The sequence below is a fragment of the Salinivibrio kushneri genome (genome assembly GCF_005280275.1).
Lineage (GTDB): Bacteria > Pseudomonadota > Gammaproteobacteria > Enterobacterales > Vibrionaceae > Salinivibrio > Salinivibrio kushneri.
In genome coordinates this window covers 1,450,181-1,466,197 of the sequence record NZ_CP040021.1, presented here as the reverse complement: position 1 = coordinate 1,466,197, position 16,017 = coordinate 1,450,181, and the positions used below count along the sequence as shown (strand labels likewise).

Sequence of the window (16,017 nt, the reverse complement as noted above, 5' to 3'; positions counted from 1 at the left end):
GTATGTCCTAAATGTCGGTCGGACAAGATTACGCTCATTATGTACTAACTAAAAAGACGTTTCATTAAGCGCACTGATGGTCCTAGTTCGAGGCATTTGCAAATGCATTTTGCACCTAGCCCCGTGTTTAACGCTGATGCAAGGTACATATCTTAGCGTATATACCTTGCTAAACTGGAGCAACGTATTGCAACCAGTCAGTGTCCACACTCACACCAACGGATACACAGGGTCGCCCCAGGTGGCGGTGTTGCCGTCCATCATCAATTCAATGGTTAAAGGTACGATTTTTTGCATCATGCATACGCAGTCTTTTAGCTGGGCGCGGTTGGCTTGGCTGCCGTGGGTGGCGCCGCCGTGGAGTAGTTGATTACGTAACGTATACAAACGGCTAAAAACAGCGGCTAATACGGTTGCGGTATCACTGTTTGCCAAGGCTTTGTGCGCGCGGGCTTTGGCGCTTTTGCGTGAAGCTTGCCAACTGTCTTCAGTGATATGACCGGCTTGATATTCCCAATAGGCTTGCAGGATATAATCATTATCGAGAATCACCCGGATCGGGCCTGAGAACTCTTGCCACACCAAATGAGTTAAACGCGCTTCTTTATCGAGGTAAATCAGTTTTTCTAGAAAGCTTTGATAGAGGTTTTTCTCGGTAAACTGTCGTTTTTGCGCAAACTCTTGCGCATAAGCGGCGTTAAATGCAATCCATAAGAAAATAAACTGGCTGTCTGTATCATCCGTTTGCTCGGCTTGCTTTAGCCAGCTGAGAGCTCTGTGTACACGAATAGACAAATTTTCAGGATAATGCTCGCGCTCTTGGCGCTGCCGCGCTTTAAGGGATTCATAGTTGGGCATAGTGCCTCCCGTCATTAATAAGAGGCTCCATGACCAGCTGGGCTAGCCATGGAGATGCTGTGAGTTTACAAATACCGCCCTTGAATATACTCGCGGAAGTGGGCGGGGTTGAGGGTTTCGCCGGTGGCGTCTTTAAGTAGGTTGTCGGTTGAAGTGGTGCTGGCGCGTTGCCAGATATGTTGGGACAACCAGTCAAAAATAGGCGAGAGGTTGCCGCTGGCGATTATACCGTCGACATCCAGTTGCTGGCGCATCGCTTGCATCAATTGCGCGGCATACAGGGCACCCAAGGTGTAGGTGGGGAAGTAACCAAAGCTGCCATCGGTCCAGTGAATGTCTTGCATACAGCCGTTTTTGTAGTTGCCGGCGGTGCTCAGGCCAAGGTATTGCTGCATCGCGGTGTCCCAACGCTCAGGAATATGATCCACCTCCATTTTGCCGCTGATCAGATCGCGTTCAATGTCGTAGCGCAGCATGATATGGGCAGGATAGGTGACCTCGTCGGCATCGACACGGATATAGCCAGGTGATACCTCAGTGAGCACGCGGTGGAGGTTTTCGACCTGAAACGCGGGATCATCCTGGCGGTTAAAGGCCTGTTTGGCTTGTTGGCAGATTAAAGTCGCGAAGGGGGCGCTGCGGGCGAGCTGCATTTCAAAAAATAGGCTTTGGCTTTCATGTACGCCCATCGAGCGCGCTTGGCCCACCGGCAAGCCTGCTAAGTCTTGAGGTAACCCTTGTTCATAGCGCGCATGGCCGGTTTCGTGGATCACGCCCATTAATGCCGAGGTGAAATCTTGCTCATCATAGCGGGTGGTGATGCGCACATCGGTGGGCACACCACCACAAAATGGATGCGTGCTGATATCGAGTCGACCATACTCAAAGCTAAACCCAAGCTGCTTCATCACGTGTTCACCCAAGGCTTTTTGTTGCGCTTGTGGGAAAGGGCCTTTAGGCGTGATCACCGGCTGTTGTGCTTGCTTGTCGACCACGGCTTGGATGGTCTCTGGTAGCCATTGTTTGAGGGCACCAAACACTTCATCAATACGCTCGGCCGTCATCCCGGGCTCGTACAAATCAAGGAGCGCATCATAAGGGGCACACAGCTTCTGGTCAGCGCGGATATGGGCTTCTTCACGCGCTAGGGCGACCACTTCTTTTAAATTTTTGGCAAACCCGTCCCAGTCATTATCTTGGCGTTGCTGACGCCAAGCATGCTCGCATTTAGCGCCCGCTAAAGATTTGGCTTTGACCAAGGTGTCGGGAAGTACGCTGGCCTGCTGCCATTGGCGCTTCATCTCTGCCACGCTTGCTTTTTGCGTGGCGCTTAGGTGGCGGGATTTTTCATCCACGTCCGCGAACCAGTCACCCAGCTCTGGCTGGGTCATTTGTTGATGACAGTAGAGGGCGAGTTCTGCCATGGCGTCGGCCCGGGCGTGATTGCCGCCATCTGGCATCATGGTGGCTTGATCCCAACCGCAGATTGCGGCAAGGTGCTGAAAATGCGATAGACGTTTGAAGTGAGCTTCCAGCTTATCTAGTTGTTCCATAATCACTTTCCTTGTTTACAACGTTGCCGGATATTCTGGCAATTTCAGAGAGAAAAGCAAGGCAGCGCCTCTGGTTCTGCCAGTAAATGCAATAAAGGAGTTTGCAACGTCATGTATCTATTTGGGTACGGGAGTTTGATGAATCCAGCCTCACGGGCGCTGACAGGCGATTCAGGGTGGGCGTGTCCGGTGACTGTCAGTGGACTAAGCCGCCATTGGAGCAATGTGAGTGAGGCGCTTATCTCACCGCTGGTAGTGCTTGAAGGGGAGGGTGAATGCAACGGAGTATTGGTCAATATCGACCCCGAGTCACTGCCCGACTTTGATCGGCGTGAGGCAGGCTATCAGCGTTTACAGTTAGCTGAATCAAACATCGCGCTGCCCGAAGACGTGACGCTTGATGGCCCCGTGTACGTGTATGTTGCCGATACACGGCGTCCCCCAGATGCAGACAAGCCGATTGCCCAATCCTATGTCGATACGGTTATGGCAGGGTGTTTGCGCTATTCGACCGACTTTGCTCGCGCGTTTTTAACCACCACTCAGGGATGGAAAGGTGCTTATCATAATGATCGCGCCGAGCCCAGATACCCACGGGTGGCGGGAGTCAGCGATCAAGATAGAATCGACATTGATCGTTTGATGCAGATGCACTTGACGGGTTTTGCGGCGCGCGGCTAATCATTCATTGATTGTTCATGACAAGAAAAGGCCACCGACAATGCGGTGGCCTTTTGCGTGTTTACATGATGCGATCGTCGATGTGATTAATTCATTTCCACATAAACAAACTCTGGCGAGGTAACTTCTACGCGGCGGTTTTTCGCGCGACCATCGGCAGTATCGTTACTGGCCGTCGGGGCGGATTCGCCTTTGCCCATCACGGTTAAGCGCTCAGCCGCAATGCCCGCGTCTAAGAAGACATCCGCAACGACTTGTGCACGCTCTTCAGAGAGTGTTTGGTTATAAGCGGCTGGCCCTTGGCTGTCGGTATGACCCACGATCGTTGCCGTCGCTTCGTCATACTTCAGCAAGCGGTCGACCAAGGGTTGCAAGGAGGCGATCGCTTGCTCAGAGAGACTGGCTTTATCAAAACCAAACATTTCAGTTTCGCCGGCCTCAGAGAGCACAATCGATTGCGGTTCGGCAACCGGCTCTGGTTCTTGAACGGGCTCAGGCTCTGCCATGACTGGCTCTTCAACCATCGGCTCTGGCATTGGCTGGTTGTCAGTGCGTCCGAAGTGATACGTCATGCCGACAGTCACGAAGTTGTTATCGACGCTTGAGAAGTAGCCATCATCCATATCGTTGATGTGCTGATATTCCAGGCGAACGTTGAGTTTTTCCGTCGCTTGGTGATCGATACCGAGTGCTCCCATCAGTGATACATCGTCACGATCGCCGGCGTTGCTATTAAAGTCCCACATGGCGGCACCAAGCTTACCGTAAAGGGCCGTATCAGGTTTGAAGTGATAAGAAAACTTGGGCGCAAGTGTCAACGCAGTCAGATCGCCCGAGGCGCCAACAGTGGTACCTGATTGGTCAAATGCGGTATCAAAGCGGCCTAAATAATCATAGGTTCCCTCGAGCGCAAACCAATTGTTGAAATCATAGCCGGTAATAATACCCGCGCCGAGCTCTGAATCTCCGCAATCGGTGTCAGTCACACAGCTATCTTCTAAAAACGAAGGGCCAATGCGGCCACCCATGTATAGACCGCTGTCTTGCTGTGCATAAGCTGCTGGTGCGACGGCGAGTAAGAGGCCGAGACCTGTCACGACTTTTTTCATGCCACTCTCCTATTCAAGGATATGAAGTATCTTATTTTACGCATTGTGAATGCTTGTTATTCAGTCACCTTAGACCATGGGGTTGCAACTGCCAGTGAGTAGAGCAGGCTGAACATGGATAACGTGACGTGGATCCTAGGCTAGACCTGAGAGGCGTGTAACACAATAGGCGAGAAGCGATTTGACCATGATTTGACGTGTTTAACACAGGTGTCTTATTGATGGGAAAGTGCTGACAAAGGCCGGACATAAGCCGGCCTGTGATTCATCAAGGTTATGACTTTCGGGTCCCCGTCAGGCGCTTTTGTGGGCCTTGCCCATTCACAGGGCGGCTGACTGAGATTTCGCGGCCCTTTTTCATCCCCCGCTCGTAATCATCTGTCATCGCCGCCATGGCTTCTTTCAATTGTTGCTTAAAGGTCTCGCGGTCAATATTGGCGAACTCTTTATCAATATAGTTTTTGATTTTGTCGTCGCTATCACGTGCGTCAAGCTGTGGGAGCTTATCGAGCGCGCCCTCAAGCCAGCCCGTGGTAAATGACTGTACGCGTCGCGTTACCTCTTGCGTACTGGTGCCGGTGCCTGCAAAGCTATTGCGAAACTGGCCGATATGCTCATTCATATCACGATAGACCACATCGAAAGCAAAAGCGGCAAAGATAGCGCGGTCTGCATCACCGATAAACTCAGCCTGTTTTAACCCCTTGTGATTGACGAGCACACACTCCACCCCAAACCGGCTATTAATACCGCGAATAATTTTTAAGATCGATTGGCTAATCGAAGCAGGTAACAGTTTTTCTGAGCGCGTTTTACCCATGCTGATGAAGTCAATGTCGTCCTGATCGAGACCATGCTTACGCATCAGCCGCTCGGCCATTTTGATCGCCTGCGCTGCCTCATTCACATTGGCGGAATTGCTAAGCTCCAGGCATTTAGCAATTTTTTTGAGCGCTTTGCTTTTCGGATCTGACATGCATACTTCCCGGAAACGAACAAACGCGTATTGTATCGCGTCCGCGAGAGACAACAAAGGGTTGAAAGTATTGACGGTTGTGCTCGGTCTTATAGAAAGGATGAGTAACAAGGCGTGAATACGAATGAAAAAAGCGGGTGGTGTCATTGGCGCGTTAGTAGTGGTCGTGATTGCGGTGATCAATGCCGAGGTGGGCCGTCGTGCGATTAACCAATGGGTAGATCCGGCCAGTTACATTGGCCTTTGGTTGTTATCTGCCGCCGTCATGGCGTTGGTAGGACAGCGACTTTACCCGCTAAAGGACGTGGCCGAGCGTTGGCGAGGAGAAGCATGCTTCTCGCGTCAAATGCCGCCTTTTTCGACATGGCGTCTTGCAGGCTTGCTTTTCCTTGCGGTGACCAGTGCGGTATTCGCCTGCCGATTACTGGATATCGCCACCTTGGGCTTGGTGCTGGTGGCGAGTGTGCAAGGTGTATTGGGGCTGGCATCTCGCTCTCCCCATCAACACCGATTATGGATGGGTTTAATGTTGATTTTCGCGGGGTTGGGGTACTTACTTGCCCCGGGCATGTATGCACCCAGCCCGTTAGGCATGATTCTTGGGCTGATGAGTGGTGGTGCATGGGCGAGTTTTTGGCTGCAAGTGACCCAACGTGCTCATCAAGCCGACGTCATCGTGGCGACCAGTTTACGGATGAGTTTATTGTTCGTGCTGCCCTTACTCATTTTTACTTTACCCAATGGGTTTCTCTCACTGCGCGGTGTTGGGTTCGCTGTCTTTGCTGGCGCTTTGTTTGTGTTGGCTGCTGGCGTATTCTGGCACATGATAGCTTCAACTCAGAGGCTATTGGTACAACCAATCATCTGGGTGACCGTTTTGCTCGTCTTGATGGGTCTGGTCGCTTGGGATCAAAACAGCGTGATGAATATGCGCCTCACGAGCGCGGCTGCAGTTGTGGTGATTGGGTTGATTGTCATTGGTGGTGCCGGGCGCGCAGAGCATTCCGACTAATTTCTCAGAGCTGTTTATCTATACAGTAATTGGTGGGGTTTGTTACACTGAGAAGATGACTCACACAAAGTAACCCTGATAACGCCTGTGCCCTCACTCTCTTCGTCCTACATGCAGCAAGGCTTTGTGATCACACGTCAACAGCGTGATCGCGGTCAAACCACGTCGATTATACTTTGGCTATCGACGCCAGATGGCCCGGTCAAGCTGTGCGTTGATGATCAGCAAAGCGTGTTTTTTGTACCGCAAGAAGAAAAAGCGCGCGTGGATGCTTTACTCCCATCGGTTGATCCTCACGCTTACTGTAAAGCAGTGTCATTATCCACCTTTCAACACACGCCCGTGGCGGCTTGTTATTTCAGTAGTGTGAAACGCGCGCAAGAGGGACAAAGGGTGATAAGCGGGGCGGCTATTCCTTTATATGAAGGCGATATTCGGCTCGCCGACCGCTATTTAATGGAGCGGTACATTTGTGGCAGCTTGCTATTCACCGGCCAAGCTCGTCAACGCCAAGGTTACCTAGAGGTGACTCAAGGCAAAGCCAAACAGGCAGACTACACTCCGACGTTGCATCATGTTTCTCTTGATATTGAATGCTCACAAAAAGGCCAGCTTTATTCGGTGGGACTCGCGAGTGAAAAAGACAGCCGAGTGATCATGGTGGGTACGCCTGAAGACAATGCGCCTGACTGGATAGAGTGGGTCGATAACGAGGAAGCGTTACTGGGCGCGTTAGAAAGATGGTTTGCCTACTACGATCCTGACGTTGTGGTAGGCTGGAATGTGATTGATTTTGATTTTCGCTTGCTTATGAAGCGCGCCCAGGCCTATCAGCGCGATCTGCGCCTTGGTCGCGGTGGAGAGCGGGCTTATTGGCGGGATGGGGGAAGCAATAAATCTGGCTTTATCAGTTTGTCGGGACGGGTGGTGATTGATGGTATCGACGCACTAAAAACCGCGACTTATGGGTTTCGTTCATGGGCACTGGAGGCGGTTGCACAAACGTTATTGGGAGAGGGAAAAGCGATTGATAATCCCCATGACCGGATGGCCTCTATCAATCGCATGTTTCACCACGATAAGGTGGCACTGGCGACCTACAACTTGCAAGACTGTGTATTAGTCAACCGGATATTTGCTCACACCCATTTACTGGATTTTCTTATTGAGCGATCGCGGTTAACAGGGGTAGAGCTTGACCGTGTCGGGGGGTCGGTAGCGGCCTTTACTAATTTGTTCTTGCCACGTTTGCATCGTTCGGGGTATGTGGCACCGAATCTTGCCAGTGAGGGGTGGATCGCAAGCCCTGGTGGTTACGTGATGGACTCCAAGCCGGGGCTGTACCACTCGGTATTGGTTTTGGATTTCAAATCCCTGTACCCCTCTATTATTCGTACCTTTCTTATCGATCCGCTGGGGCTTATCGAGGGATTAAAAGCACAAGAAACGGGTGAAGAGGCAAAGACGGTACCTGGCTTCCGTGGCGGCGTCTTTCACCGAGAAAAGCATTACCTTCCTGCCTTGATTGATGATTTATGGCAAGCTCGCGATCGGGCCAAAAAAGCCGGCGAAAAAGCCTTTTCACAAGCGATAAAAATTATCATGAATTCCTTCTATGGGGTGCTGGGCTCACAAGGGTGTCGGTTTTTTGATCATCGTTTGGCATCGTCGATCACCATGCGTGGTCACGAAATCATGAAAACCACCCGTGAATTGATTGAGGCGCAAGGCTTTGAGGTCATTTATGGCGATACGGACTCGACGTTTGTCTCTTTGGGGGGCGAGAAGTCGAGCGAGCAAGCTGATCAGATCGGGCAGCACTTGGTGAGTGAGGTGAATGGTTGGTGGCAAGCACACCTTAGTGACACATACGGTTTGGACTCGGCGTTAGACATTGAATACGAAACCCATTACCAACGCTTTCTCATGCCCACCATTCGCGGTCAGGAAACGGGCAGTAAAAAGCGCTACGCCGGCCGCGTAATAGACAGACAGTCTGGCGAATCGAGGTTGGTGTTTAAAGGGTTAGAAACCGTTCGTACCGATTGGACGCCATTGGCACAAACCTTCCAAAAACAGTTATACCAACGTGTGTTTGATGGCGACGAGGTAGACGGGTTTATTCGTGAGATTGTCGAGCGTACCAACCAAGGTGAGCATGACGATGCATTGGTCTATCGCAAACGGCTTCGCCGACCCTTGGCGGAGTATCAAAAAAATGTGCCACCGCACGTGCGCGCGGCGCGGATGGCAGAAAGCGAAAACCAGAAACGGGGGCGGCCTGCGCAGTATCAGCGTGGTGGTTGGATAGAATACGTGATCACGGTCAATGGCCCCGAACCTTGTGATTACCTACGTAGTCCAATTGACTATCAGCACTATATCGATAAACAGCTTAAGCCGATTGCTGACGGTATTTTACCTTTTATTGGCAAAGAGTTTGATACCTTAGCCTTGCCGCAACTGGGCTTGTTTTAATCTAAATTTGCAATTTTGCTGTCCACCCGCTTGAATAAAAGAATCAGCAGGGAGGATGACGTGGAACAGCTCGATTTTTTCGAGGTGCCGAGTCCATGCAAAGGCATCTGTCAGGTGAACAATAAAGGGTACTGTAAAGGATGCTTTCGCAGTCGCGACGAGCGCTTTTATTGGTATGACTTCACCAACGAGCAAAAACGTAATGTTGTCCGCCTTTGCCATCAGCGCTATCTGCGCATCTTACGTGCGAAAAGAAAACAAGCGCAAGACGCCGCTTTGGGTGCTGAGCCCCTGCCTTACCAACCTTCCTTGTTTGATGAGCCAAACGACGATCTCTCATCTTAGTGATTGGCTTTCCTTTTCCTTGATTGAACGTCACTTTTGCTGGCGAGTTGGCATGTCCTTTCTAAAATAATAATAGGAGGGTGAGCGATGAGCGGTAAAGTGTGTGGTTTTAAAGCGCGTAATGGATGGCAATGTGATCAGCAAGCGGGTGAGTCCGGTCTTTGCTATTGGCATGATCCGAATGTTGATAAGCGGCATCATGATGTCAAAGCGGATGTGGAAGCGTGGGCGGCTTCGGGCCGGCCACTCGATGGTTTTCAGCTGGCGCGTACCAACTTGACAGATATTCATTTGGTCAACCGTGGCAATAAGCAAGGGTACTCTTGCCAAGGGGCAGACTTCTATCGTGCCAATTTGACCGAAGCCCATTGCTTTGGCTTAGATTTACGCAATGCGTCGCTAATGAAAGCCAATTTGCTGCGCGCCAACCTTAACTGTACGCACCTTGATGGTAGTAATTTATTGGGTGCAGATATGGCGCGCACGGGGCTTGAAAATGTCGATTGGGGCGAGCAATTTAAGCAAGAGCGATTGGCCTTTTTGGAAAAGGATCCGTCTCGGCGTCAGTCTCTGTTCCAAGAGTCGGAAGAGGTATGCCGAAACATTCGTAAGCAGTGTGAAAAACAAGGACTGTTTGATGTGGCGGGTTATTTTTTTAAAAAGGAAATGCGTTTTCGTCGCTATCAAATGCCAACGTTCAGTTTTCAGCGCGCTCTGTCGAAAACGGTCGATTTGTTTTGTGGTTACGGCGAAGATCCGCTACGGGTAGTGATTTTTTCCGTGTTAGTGATTGTCTCTTGTGCACTGGCGTATTTCGCGCTTGGCACCACGCAAGCCAACCCGATTTATCCGGATCTAACTGGCGTAGAGGCTCGCTTTTATGAGCTGCTGAATGCGTTATATTTTAGTGTGGTGACCTTTACCACTTTAGGTTACGGGGACATTACGCCGTCTGGCTTTGCCCGTTTTATCGCCGCCTTTGAGGCGTTTCTAGGCAGCTTTACCATGGCACTTTTTGTGGTGGTGTTCGTGAAGAAGATGACGAGGTAGGGGAAGAGAGAGGACTCTCGAGCAATCAAAAAAGGCGCCGTTAAGGCGCCTTCTCTCATCTTATCATGATCGCAGGGCGATTAGATGCGGATGAAGTCCATGTGCTCAACTTTTGGCTTGAACGCGTGGCGCTGGATGTCTTGTGGCTTAACTTTTACTTCTTGGCCATCGATAACCAAGATGATGCCTTCGTAGAACTCAGGCTTGTCCATTTGGTTAACAACCACTGGGTGGTCAAGTGCGATTGATACAGGCTCTTGGTTGCCACCGTAAACGATCGCAGGGAATTTCTTCTGATGACGTAGGCGGCGGCTCGCACCTTTACCCTTTTCTGTACGTACTTCAGCTTCGAACTTAAACATAATTAATAACTCTCTTTAGAGTGAAAACACAGTACTGAGCGTAGCGACCTAACTCAGTACCCAAAAACGAGCGCGGATATTAGCACCGCTTGGCCGCTAAAACAAGCCTTATCGGTGGGGGCATCAGTGCCCAAGCCGCCCATACTGTGCCTTTTTCTCGTGAAATTGTTTATGGATTGACCCTCAGTGCGTTCAACTCGCGTCGGATTCGGCGAAAGCTTGCCCTCGGCTTTGCGCTAACAGGGCCGTTAGCCTGTCTTGGCTAATAAAGTTCTCCACATCAAAGATTTTCTGGCGCAGGTGCCAGAACCGGCCTTGTTTACGCGCAATCACGAAGTCAGGCGGATGAAATCGATGCTGTGACGCGGTCACTTTTGTCGGGGCGGTGGCGTCGAATGGGCGGTGGCGATCGACCAGGTGGGGTCGGACAAATCGTGCCAGAAAGTCTTGTTTTTGTTTTTTGCTGGCGAGCGGCCACACTTCGTGTAAGTCGTTGCCCTCATGGGTGTGATAGGTCACTTTGAGCTGTGGTTTTTGATAGCGGTTTTTTCCGGCGGTCAGTGTCATGTCGTTACACGCCACGACCAGCGCATCTTTCAATTTGAGTGCCTCTCGCAATTTCTTATCGGGGTCAATCAAAGGGGCATCGCATTGGTGACAGCGACGCGCGGCAATGTCGTTATCGGCGCCGCACTCATCGCAAAACTTGGCGCGAAAGCGGTAACCACAGATCTCGCGTTCGCCATCTTCATCCTCAAAATAGCCTTGGCACTGGCGGCCATAGTGTTCAATCAAGAAACCATTGTCCTCAAGTTTGCCCCAAAAGCTGTTATTAAACCCGCATGCCGGGCAGGGGATCGTCACCAGCTCACTGTCACTATCAGGTTTGGGCATGCCTATTTCTGGTTGGTACAAGTCGTAGACATTACCGGCGTAGTCGAGAATCAAACAATCTTGCTTTCCTGGCGCGAGGCGAAGGCCACGCCCGGCTATTTGCTGATAGAGACTGACCGATTCAGTGGGGCGTAAAATCGCTATCAAGTCTACATGAGGCGCATCAAAACCGGTGGTCAGGACTGACACGTTGACTAAATATTTCAGTGCTTTTTGCTTGAACGCAGTGATCAAGCGATCGCGCTCTGTGCTGGGCGTGTCACCCACGATCAGCGCGGATGCTTGCGCTGGCAAATAAGACAAGACTTCTCGCGCATGATTCACCGTGGCGGCAAAGATCATCACCCCTTGCCTTTCCCGTGCATAGTCAACAATTTGTTCGACAATTTGCGGGGTTGCACGAGGGGCGTTGGCCACCACTTTTTCTAGATCGGCTTCGCGGTAATAGCCGTTTGCAGTGCGAGAGACTTGAGAAAAGTCATAGCTCAGTAATGGCGCATCCAAGACATGGGCAGGGGTAAGAAAGCCCTCATCAAGCAAGTGACTTATCGGCAGTTCGAACACGCAATCGCGAAAAAAGCGTGTCTCTGTGGTGCGCACCTTGCCACTGGTGTGGTACTGATATATCCACCCTTGTCCAAGCCGGTAAGGGGTGGCAGTGAGTCCCAACACTTTGAGGCCAGGGTTGACCGTTTGCAGATGCGCAATCACGCGGCGATAACTGCTGTCTTGGTTATCAGGCACACGATGGCACTCGTCAATGACCAGTAAGGAAAACTGATCGGCAAAGGCATCCAGATTTCGCACCACCGATTGAACGGAGGCGAAAACCACTTTGTCTTGAGACTCTTTACGGCCCAGCCCCGCGGAAAAGATCCCTCCGTTTAATCCATAGCCTTCATATTTGGCATGATTTTGTTCGACGAGCTCTTTAACGTGGGCAAGCACCAGTACTCGGCCTTTGGCGATACGCGCAAGCTCTGCGATCACCAAGCTTTTTCCCGCACCGGTCGGCAACACGGCGACAGCAGGAGACGCATGGCGACGAAAATAATGCAGCACGGCCTTCACCGCGTCAGATTGATAGGGACGTAGGGTATACATAATGAAAAAACGGCCTAAGTGAGGCCGTTTAGTTTACTGACTTGTGACGTCAGGTACAGAATTAAAGTCGTTTCGTCATAATGCAGTGCTGGCGGCGAGGCTGGTAATCGAACTGCTCATAGAAAAGCCGAGCGCCTTTGTTACCAATATTGACCTCAAGGATGACGGCCACGCATTCTTTTTCTTTGGCTCGCGCTTCCACGTGTGGGATCACTTGCGACCCCACGCCTTGCCGTCGCCAGCTGTGTTGGATAAAGAATTGATCTATCACACCGACGCTCCCCCCGTTTTCTACGCTGAAGCTATAGGCGACGACTAAAAAGCCAATGGTTTCGGTTTCTCCCTCATGCTCAACATCAATCAGAAAAACGTCACCACGCTCTGGCTGTGAGAGCAAGGTGCTGAAGGTGGCCGCGACGGGAGTACGATCAAAAGGCAGCGCTTCGTGGTCGTGCTGTTCGTGTGACAGCGTCAATAAGGTTTCAAAGGCATCGGCGTCGGGGCGGCGAAGAGAGACAATCATGGTGTTTCCTTCTATATCACTGATTGGTCAAGACGACCGTATCATACTCGCCAAGCTGGCACGCTCAATCACCAACAATATTTTGATTGGCAGGTTGTGACAGACTCGGCGTCTCAGCAAAAAGCGTTGGGTTTTGCTTGCATTGTCATCTGTCCATCACGTGGACAATGACATCCAGTTTATCCCATCACGGACTGTTTTTCCGTCAGATATGATAAAACTTGATCTGTGTCTGAGCCGCAATGTGACGTATAATCCGCGGCAAACAAAGGTGCAATAAGCGGTAATATGCGATTAGATAAATTTTTATGTGAAACCCTAGGGGTGACACGCAAGCAAGCAGGGCGTGTGCTTAAAAGCGAACGGGTGACGGTTGATGGTGAGGTGATCAAGTCGGGGGCCGTCAAAGTGAACGAGCATGAAGAGGTGGCGTTTGAGGGACGACCGCTGACGTTATCAGGCCCGCGCTATTTTATGATGCACAAGCCTGCTGGCGTGGTGTGCTCGCATGAGGATGCGTTTAATCCGACGGTGTTTGTATTACTGGATGAAGTCAATGCGGAGAAGCTGCATATAGCGGGTCGCTTGGATGCGGATACAACCGGGCTGTTGCTATTGACTGATGACGGTCAGTGGTCACATCGTATTACCTCACCCAAGCATCAGTGCTCTAAAACCTATCGTGTGTGGCTGGTTGATCCGATTAGTCCTGAGACTGCTCCTGCGTTTAAAGAAGGGGTGATGCTACGAGGCGAGAAGCAAACCACGCTACCGGCAACCCTAGAGAAAGTGGGTGATTACGAGGCTCTGCTCACCATTCAAGAGGGCAAGTATCATCAAGTAAAACGTATGTTTGCGGCAGTGGGCAATAAAGTCGACGCGCTGCATCGAGAATCCATCGGTCACTTGGTATTAGACGAACACTTAGAGCCGGGTGAATATCGTCCATTAACAGACGAAGAGATCGCGTTACTGGGTTAACGCAGGTGACTGGCTCGCTTCGTCATTGCAGGTTCTCGGTAAGCAACGGTAAGCACAGCATGGGCTGTGCTTTTTTTTGCCTTCAGCCTAAGGGGGGGGAGTGTGACGATGGTGTGATAAAAAGAAAGACATTATTTCCCACGGCGACACAATAAATTGTTACACTTTGACCACGCTCACGTTATTTCCTTTTTTCCTGTCTTTTACGTTAAGGAGAGTTATGTCGCAATCATCGGCTGTCACGTCGTCCCCGACGCAATTAAGCTGGCTTTTGATCTTGGTGCTTGGCGCGATTGCGGCGCTGACGCCGTTGGCGATTGATATGTACCTCCCAGCCATGCCAGCGATTGCCGCGGACTTAAATGCACCCAGCAGTGCGGTGAAATCAACCTTGGTCGCGTACACGGCCGGCTTTGCGATTGGACAGCTTTTTCATGGCCCGATCTCTGATAGTTATGGCCGCAAACCGGTGATGCTGGTCGGTGTGGCACTGTTTTTCATTTGTGCCGTGGTCAGTGCGATGGCTCAAGATATAGACGTACTGACCGTTGTACGTGCAACGCAAGGGTTTGCTGGAGCCGCTGCCGCCGTCATTATCCAAGCCTTGGTCCGTGATATGTTTGAGCGCGAGGAGTTTGCGCGGACTATGTCGTTCATCACCTTGGTCATGACGATTGCGCCTTTAGCTGCCCCGATGATTGGTGGTTATTTGCTGACCTGGTTTGACTGGCGCGCAATTTTTTGGGTGCTGGCCGGATGGGCGTGCTTTGTGACGCTTTGCATTATTGTCCGGATCCCTGAAACCTTACCTAAACACAATCGGCCGCCGATGCGTATTGGTGCGTCACTGCGTAACTATGCCCGTATGCTGAAAACACCGTTTGCTGTGGGCATGATCTTTTGTTCCGGGTTTTCCTTTGCTGGGATGTTCTCTTTTTTGACCGCAGGCTCATTTGTTTACATTGATTATTATGGCGTCAGCGCGAAGATGTTTGGCTACTTGTTTGCGTTAAACATTGTCTGTCTGATTGTGATGACCTTTATTAATGGCCGTTTGGTGCGCAAAATGGGCTCGCATTGGATGCTTCGCCTAGGGTTAGGCTTACAGCTGGTGGCTGGGATAGCCATTGCCACTTTCCAATGGTTAGATATTGGGCTTTGGGGCACCGTGATTCCAGTGATGATGTACGTTGGCGTGATTTCAACTATCGGCAGCAACAGCATGGCGTGTTTGTTGGCTTGCTATCCGCAAATGGCGGGAACGGCCTCTTCATTGGCGGGGACGATGCGGTTTGGTATCGGCTCGCTGGTCGGTGCGGGTGTGGCGGTTGCCTCTGATGGTACGCCGTGGGGCATGGTTGGCGCGATAGCCCTTTGTGCGATACTCTCTGCCGCTTTCTATTGGCTATTAGCAAGCAAAGAACCATGAGTTATGTCACCGAAATTCAAACTGTGATGGCCGCTGCCTATGACGATCTCTGGGCTGCGATCGCCGCCAAAAAAGTGGCTAATGCGCCCCACGCGCGCGAAGCGTTTTTGGGCCGTTGGGTGGCACAAGCGGTGAAGCAGCAACGTTTTCATCACAGTGTCAAAGCGGACTTACAACGCTGGACCCAGCGCGCCCGCAGTGCCGGGACCCAAGCCGGGTTAGACACCGAGTTTGGTCAAATTCAACAGGTGTATGCCGAGTGGTTTCCCGTCGGTGAATCCGTCAAGCCAGTGCATAAACAGCAATTGCAACAGTGGGTTGATTGTGCAATTGACGCGGGATGGTGCGTGCATACGCAAGATACGATTGATCGAAAAGTGAAAATTATATCAGGTGGGCAGCATTCAATGGCCGTGTGCCCAGACGCGATGCAATCGGCTTTTGATGATGATCAGCACTTGGTCTCACCACTGAGCGTGTATGTCCGAGGGCCAGAAGCCGAGGTAATACAATGGGCGCATCAGGCATGGATAGCACCGACGAAGGTGACGGCTTATAAATCGATCGTCAAATACCATGCTGAGTACCGTATTTGGCCCAACAATCAAGCCGATGGCTTAATGGTGATGCCGCGCTAATCGGCATTGATTCGCAGATAAGAA

The 16,017-nt window shown here is 51.1% G+C and carries 15 protein-coding genes; 8 read left to right on the top strand and 7 right to left on the bottom strand.

Translation table 11 applies throughout. The features are described from left to right. Positions 1-210: 210 nt before the first annotated feature. Both FCN78_RS06970 and FCN78_RS06965 read right to left on the bottom strand, forming a co-directional pair. Positions 211-858 (bottom strand): HEPN domain-containing protein, encoded by a 648-nt coding sequence (locus FCN78_RS06970; RefSeq protein ID WP_077658661.1) that lies wholly within the window; start codon positions 856-858, stop codon positions 211-213. A 65-nt stretch (positions 859-923) separates the two neighbouring features. Further along, entirely contained in the window at positions 924-2,411 is a 1,488-nt protein-coding gene (locus FCN78_RS06965) for a carboxypeptidase M32 (RefSeq protein ID WP_069362465.1), read from the bottom strand. Positions 2,412-2,522: 111 nt separating this feature from the next. Between FCN78_RS06965 and FCN78_RS06960 the strand changes: the two genes are divergently transcribed. Beyond that, positions 2,523-3,092, top strand: a complete 570-nt coding sequence (locus FCN78_RS06960; RefSeq protein WP_077658660.1) for a gamma-glutamylcyclotransferase family protein — start codon at positions 2,523-2,525, stop codon at positions 3,090-3,092. Positions 3,093-3,178: 86 nt separating this feature from the next. Here FCN78_RS06960 and FCN78_RS06955 read toward each other — a convergent pair whose 3' ends face one another. Together FCN78_RS06955 and FCN78_RS06950 are read right to left on the bottom strand one after the other, a co-directional pair. Then, positions 3,179-4,201 (bottom strand): outer membrane beta-barrel protein, encoded by a 1,023-nt coding sequence (locus FCN78_RS06955; protein ID WP_077459518.1) that lies wholly within the window; start codon positions 4,199-4,201, stop codon positions 3,179-3,181. Positions 4,202-4,475: 274 nt separating this feature from the next. Further along, positions 4,476-5,177 (bottom strand): DUF2786 domain-containing protein, encoded by a 702-nt coding sequence (locus FCN78_RS06950; protein ID WP_069362462.1) that lies wholly within the window; start codon positions 5,175-5,177, stop codon positions 4,476-4,478. A 124-nt stretch (positions 5,178-5,301) separates the two neighbouring features. Here FCN78_RS06950 and FCN78_RS06945 point away from each other — a divergent pair, with 124 nt between their 5' ends. The 4 genes from FCN78_RS06945 (at position 5,302) to FCN78_RS06930 (ending at position 10,062) form a co-directional block, all read left to right on the top strand. Further along, on the top strand, positions 5,302-6,189 hold the full coding sequence (locus FCN78_RS06945; protein ID WP_077658659.1) for a hypothetical protein: 888 nt from the start codon (positions 5,302-5,304) through the stop codon (positions 6,187-6,189). A 111-nt stretch (positions 6,190-6,300) separates the two neighbouring features. Further along, positions 6,301-8,667, top strand: coding sequence for a DNA polymerase II (locus FCN78_RS06940; protein WP_077658658.1), 2,367 nt, complete (start codon positions 6,301-6,303; stop codon positions 8,665-8,667). A 60-nt stretch (positions 8,668-8,727) separates the two neighbouring features. Next, positions 8,728-9,012 carry a DUF1289 domain-containing protein gene (locus tag FCN78_RS06935; protein ID WP_077523038.1) on the top strand — a complete coding sequence of 95 codons (285 nt, stop codon included), beginning with the start codon at positions 8,728-8,730 and terminating at the stop codon, positions 9,010-9,012. An 87-nt stretch (positions 9,013-9,099) separates the two neighbouring features. Further along, the gene (locus tag FCN78_RS06930; protein WP_069362458.1) at positions 9,100-10,062 is read left to right on the top strand and encodes an ion channel; all 963 of its coding nucleotides are present in this window, start codon (positions 9,100-9,102) and stop codon (positions 10,060-10,062) included. Positions 10,063-10,142: 80 nt separating this feature from the next. Here FCN78_RS06930 and rplY read toward each other — a convergent pair whose 3' ends face one another. The 3 genes from rplY to FCN78_RS06915 form a co-directional block, all read right to left on the bottom strand. Beyond that, entirely contained in the window at positions 10,143-10,424 is a 282-nt protein-coding gene (gene rplY / locus FCN78_RS06925) for a 50S ribosomal protein L25 (RefSeq protein WP_046073181.1), read from the bottom strand. 192 nt (positions 10,425-10,616) lie between these two features. Then, positions 10,617-12,422, bottom strand: a complete 1,806-nt coding sequence (radD, locus tag FCN78_RS06920; RefSeq protein WP_077658657.1) for a DNA repair helicase RadD — start codon at positions 12,420-12,422, stop codon at positions 10,617-10,619. Between the two features lie 61 nt (positions 12,423-12,483). Beyond that, positions 12,484-12,945, bottom strand: coding sequence for a GNAT family N-acetyltransferase (locus tag FCN78_RS06915; protein ID WP_069362456.1), 462 nt, complete (start codon positions 12,943-12,945; stop codon positions 12,484-12,486). Positions 12,946-13,233: 288 nt separating this feature from the next. On the opposite strand from FCN78_RS06915, the gene rsuA reads away from it, so the two are divergent. The 3 genes from rsuA (at position 13,234) to FCN78_RS06900 (ending at position 15,993) form a co-directional block, all read left to right on the top strand. Further along, positions 13,234-13,926, top strand: coding sequence for a 16S rRNA pseudouridine(516) synthase RsuA (gene rsuA, locus FCN78_RS06910; RefSeq protein WP_077658656.1), 693 nt, complete (start codon positions 13,234-13,236; stop codon positions 13,924-13,926). A gap of 220 nt (positions 13,927-14,146) precedes the next feature. Beyond that, complete coding sequence (locus FCN78_RS06905; protein WP_077658655.1) at positions 14,147-15,355, top strand: Bcr/CflA family multidrug efflux MFS transporter; 1,209 nt, start codon at positions 14,147-14,149, stop codon at positions 15,353-15,355. Continuing rightward, positions 15,352-15,993 (top strand): DUF2913 family protein, encoded by a 642-nt coding sequence (locus FCN78_RS06900; RefSeq protein WP_077658654.1) that lies wholly within the window; start codon positions 15,352-15,354, stop codon positions 15,991-15,993. Before FCN78_RS06905 ends, FCN78_RS06900 begins: the two co-directional genes overlap by 4 nt. Positions 15,994-16,017: the final 24 nt, after the last annotated feature.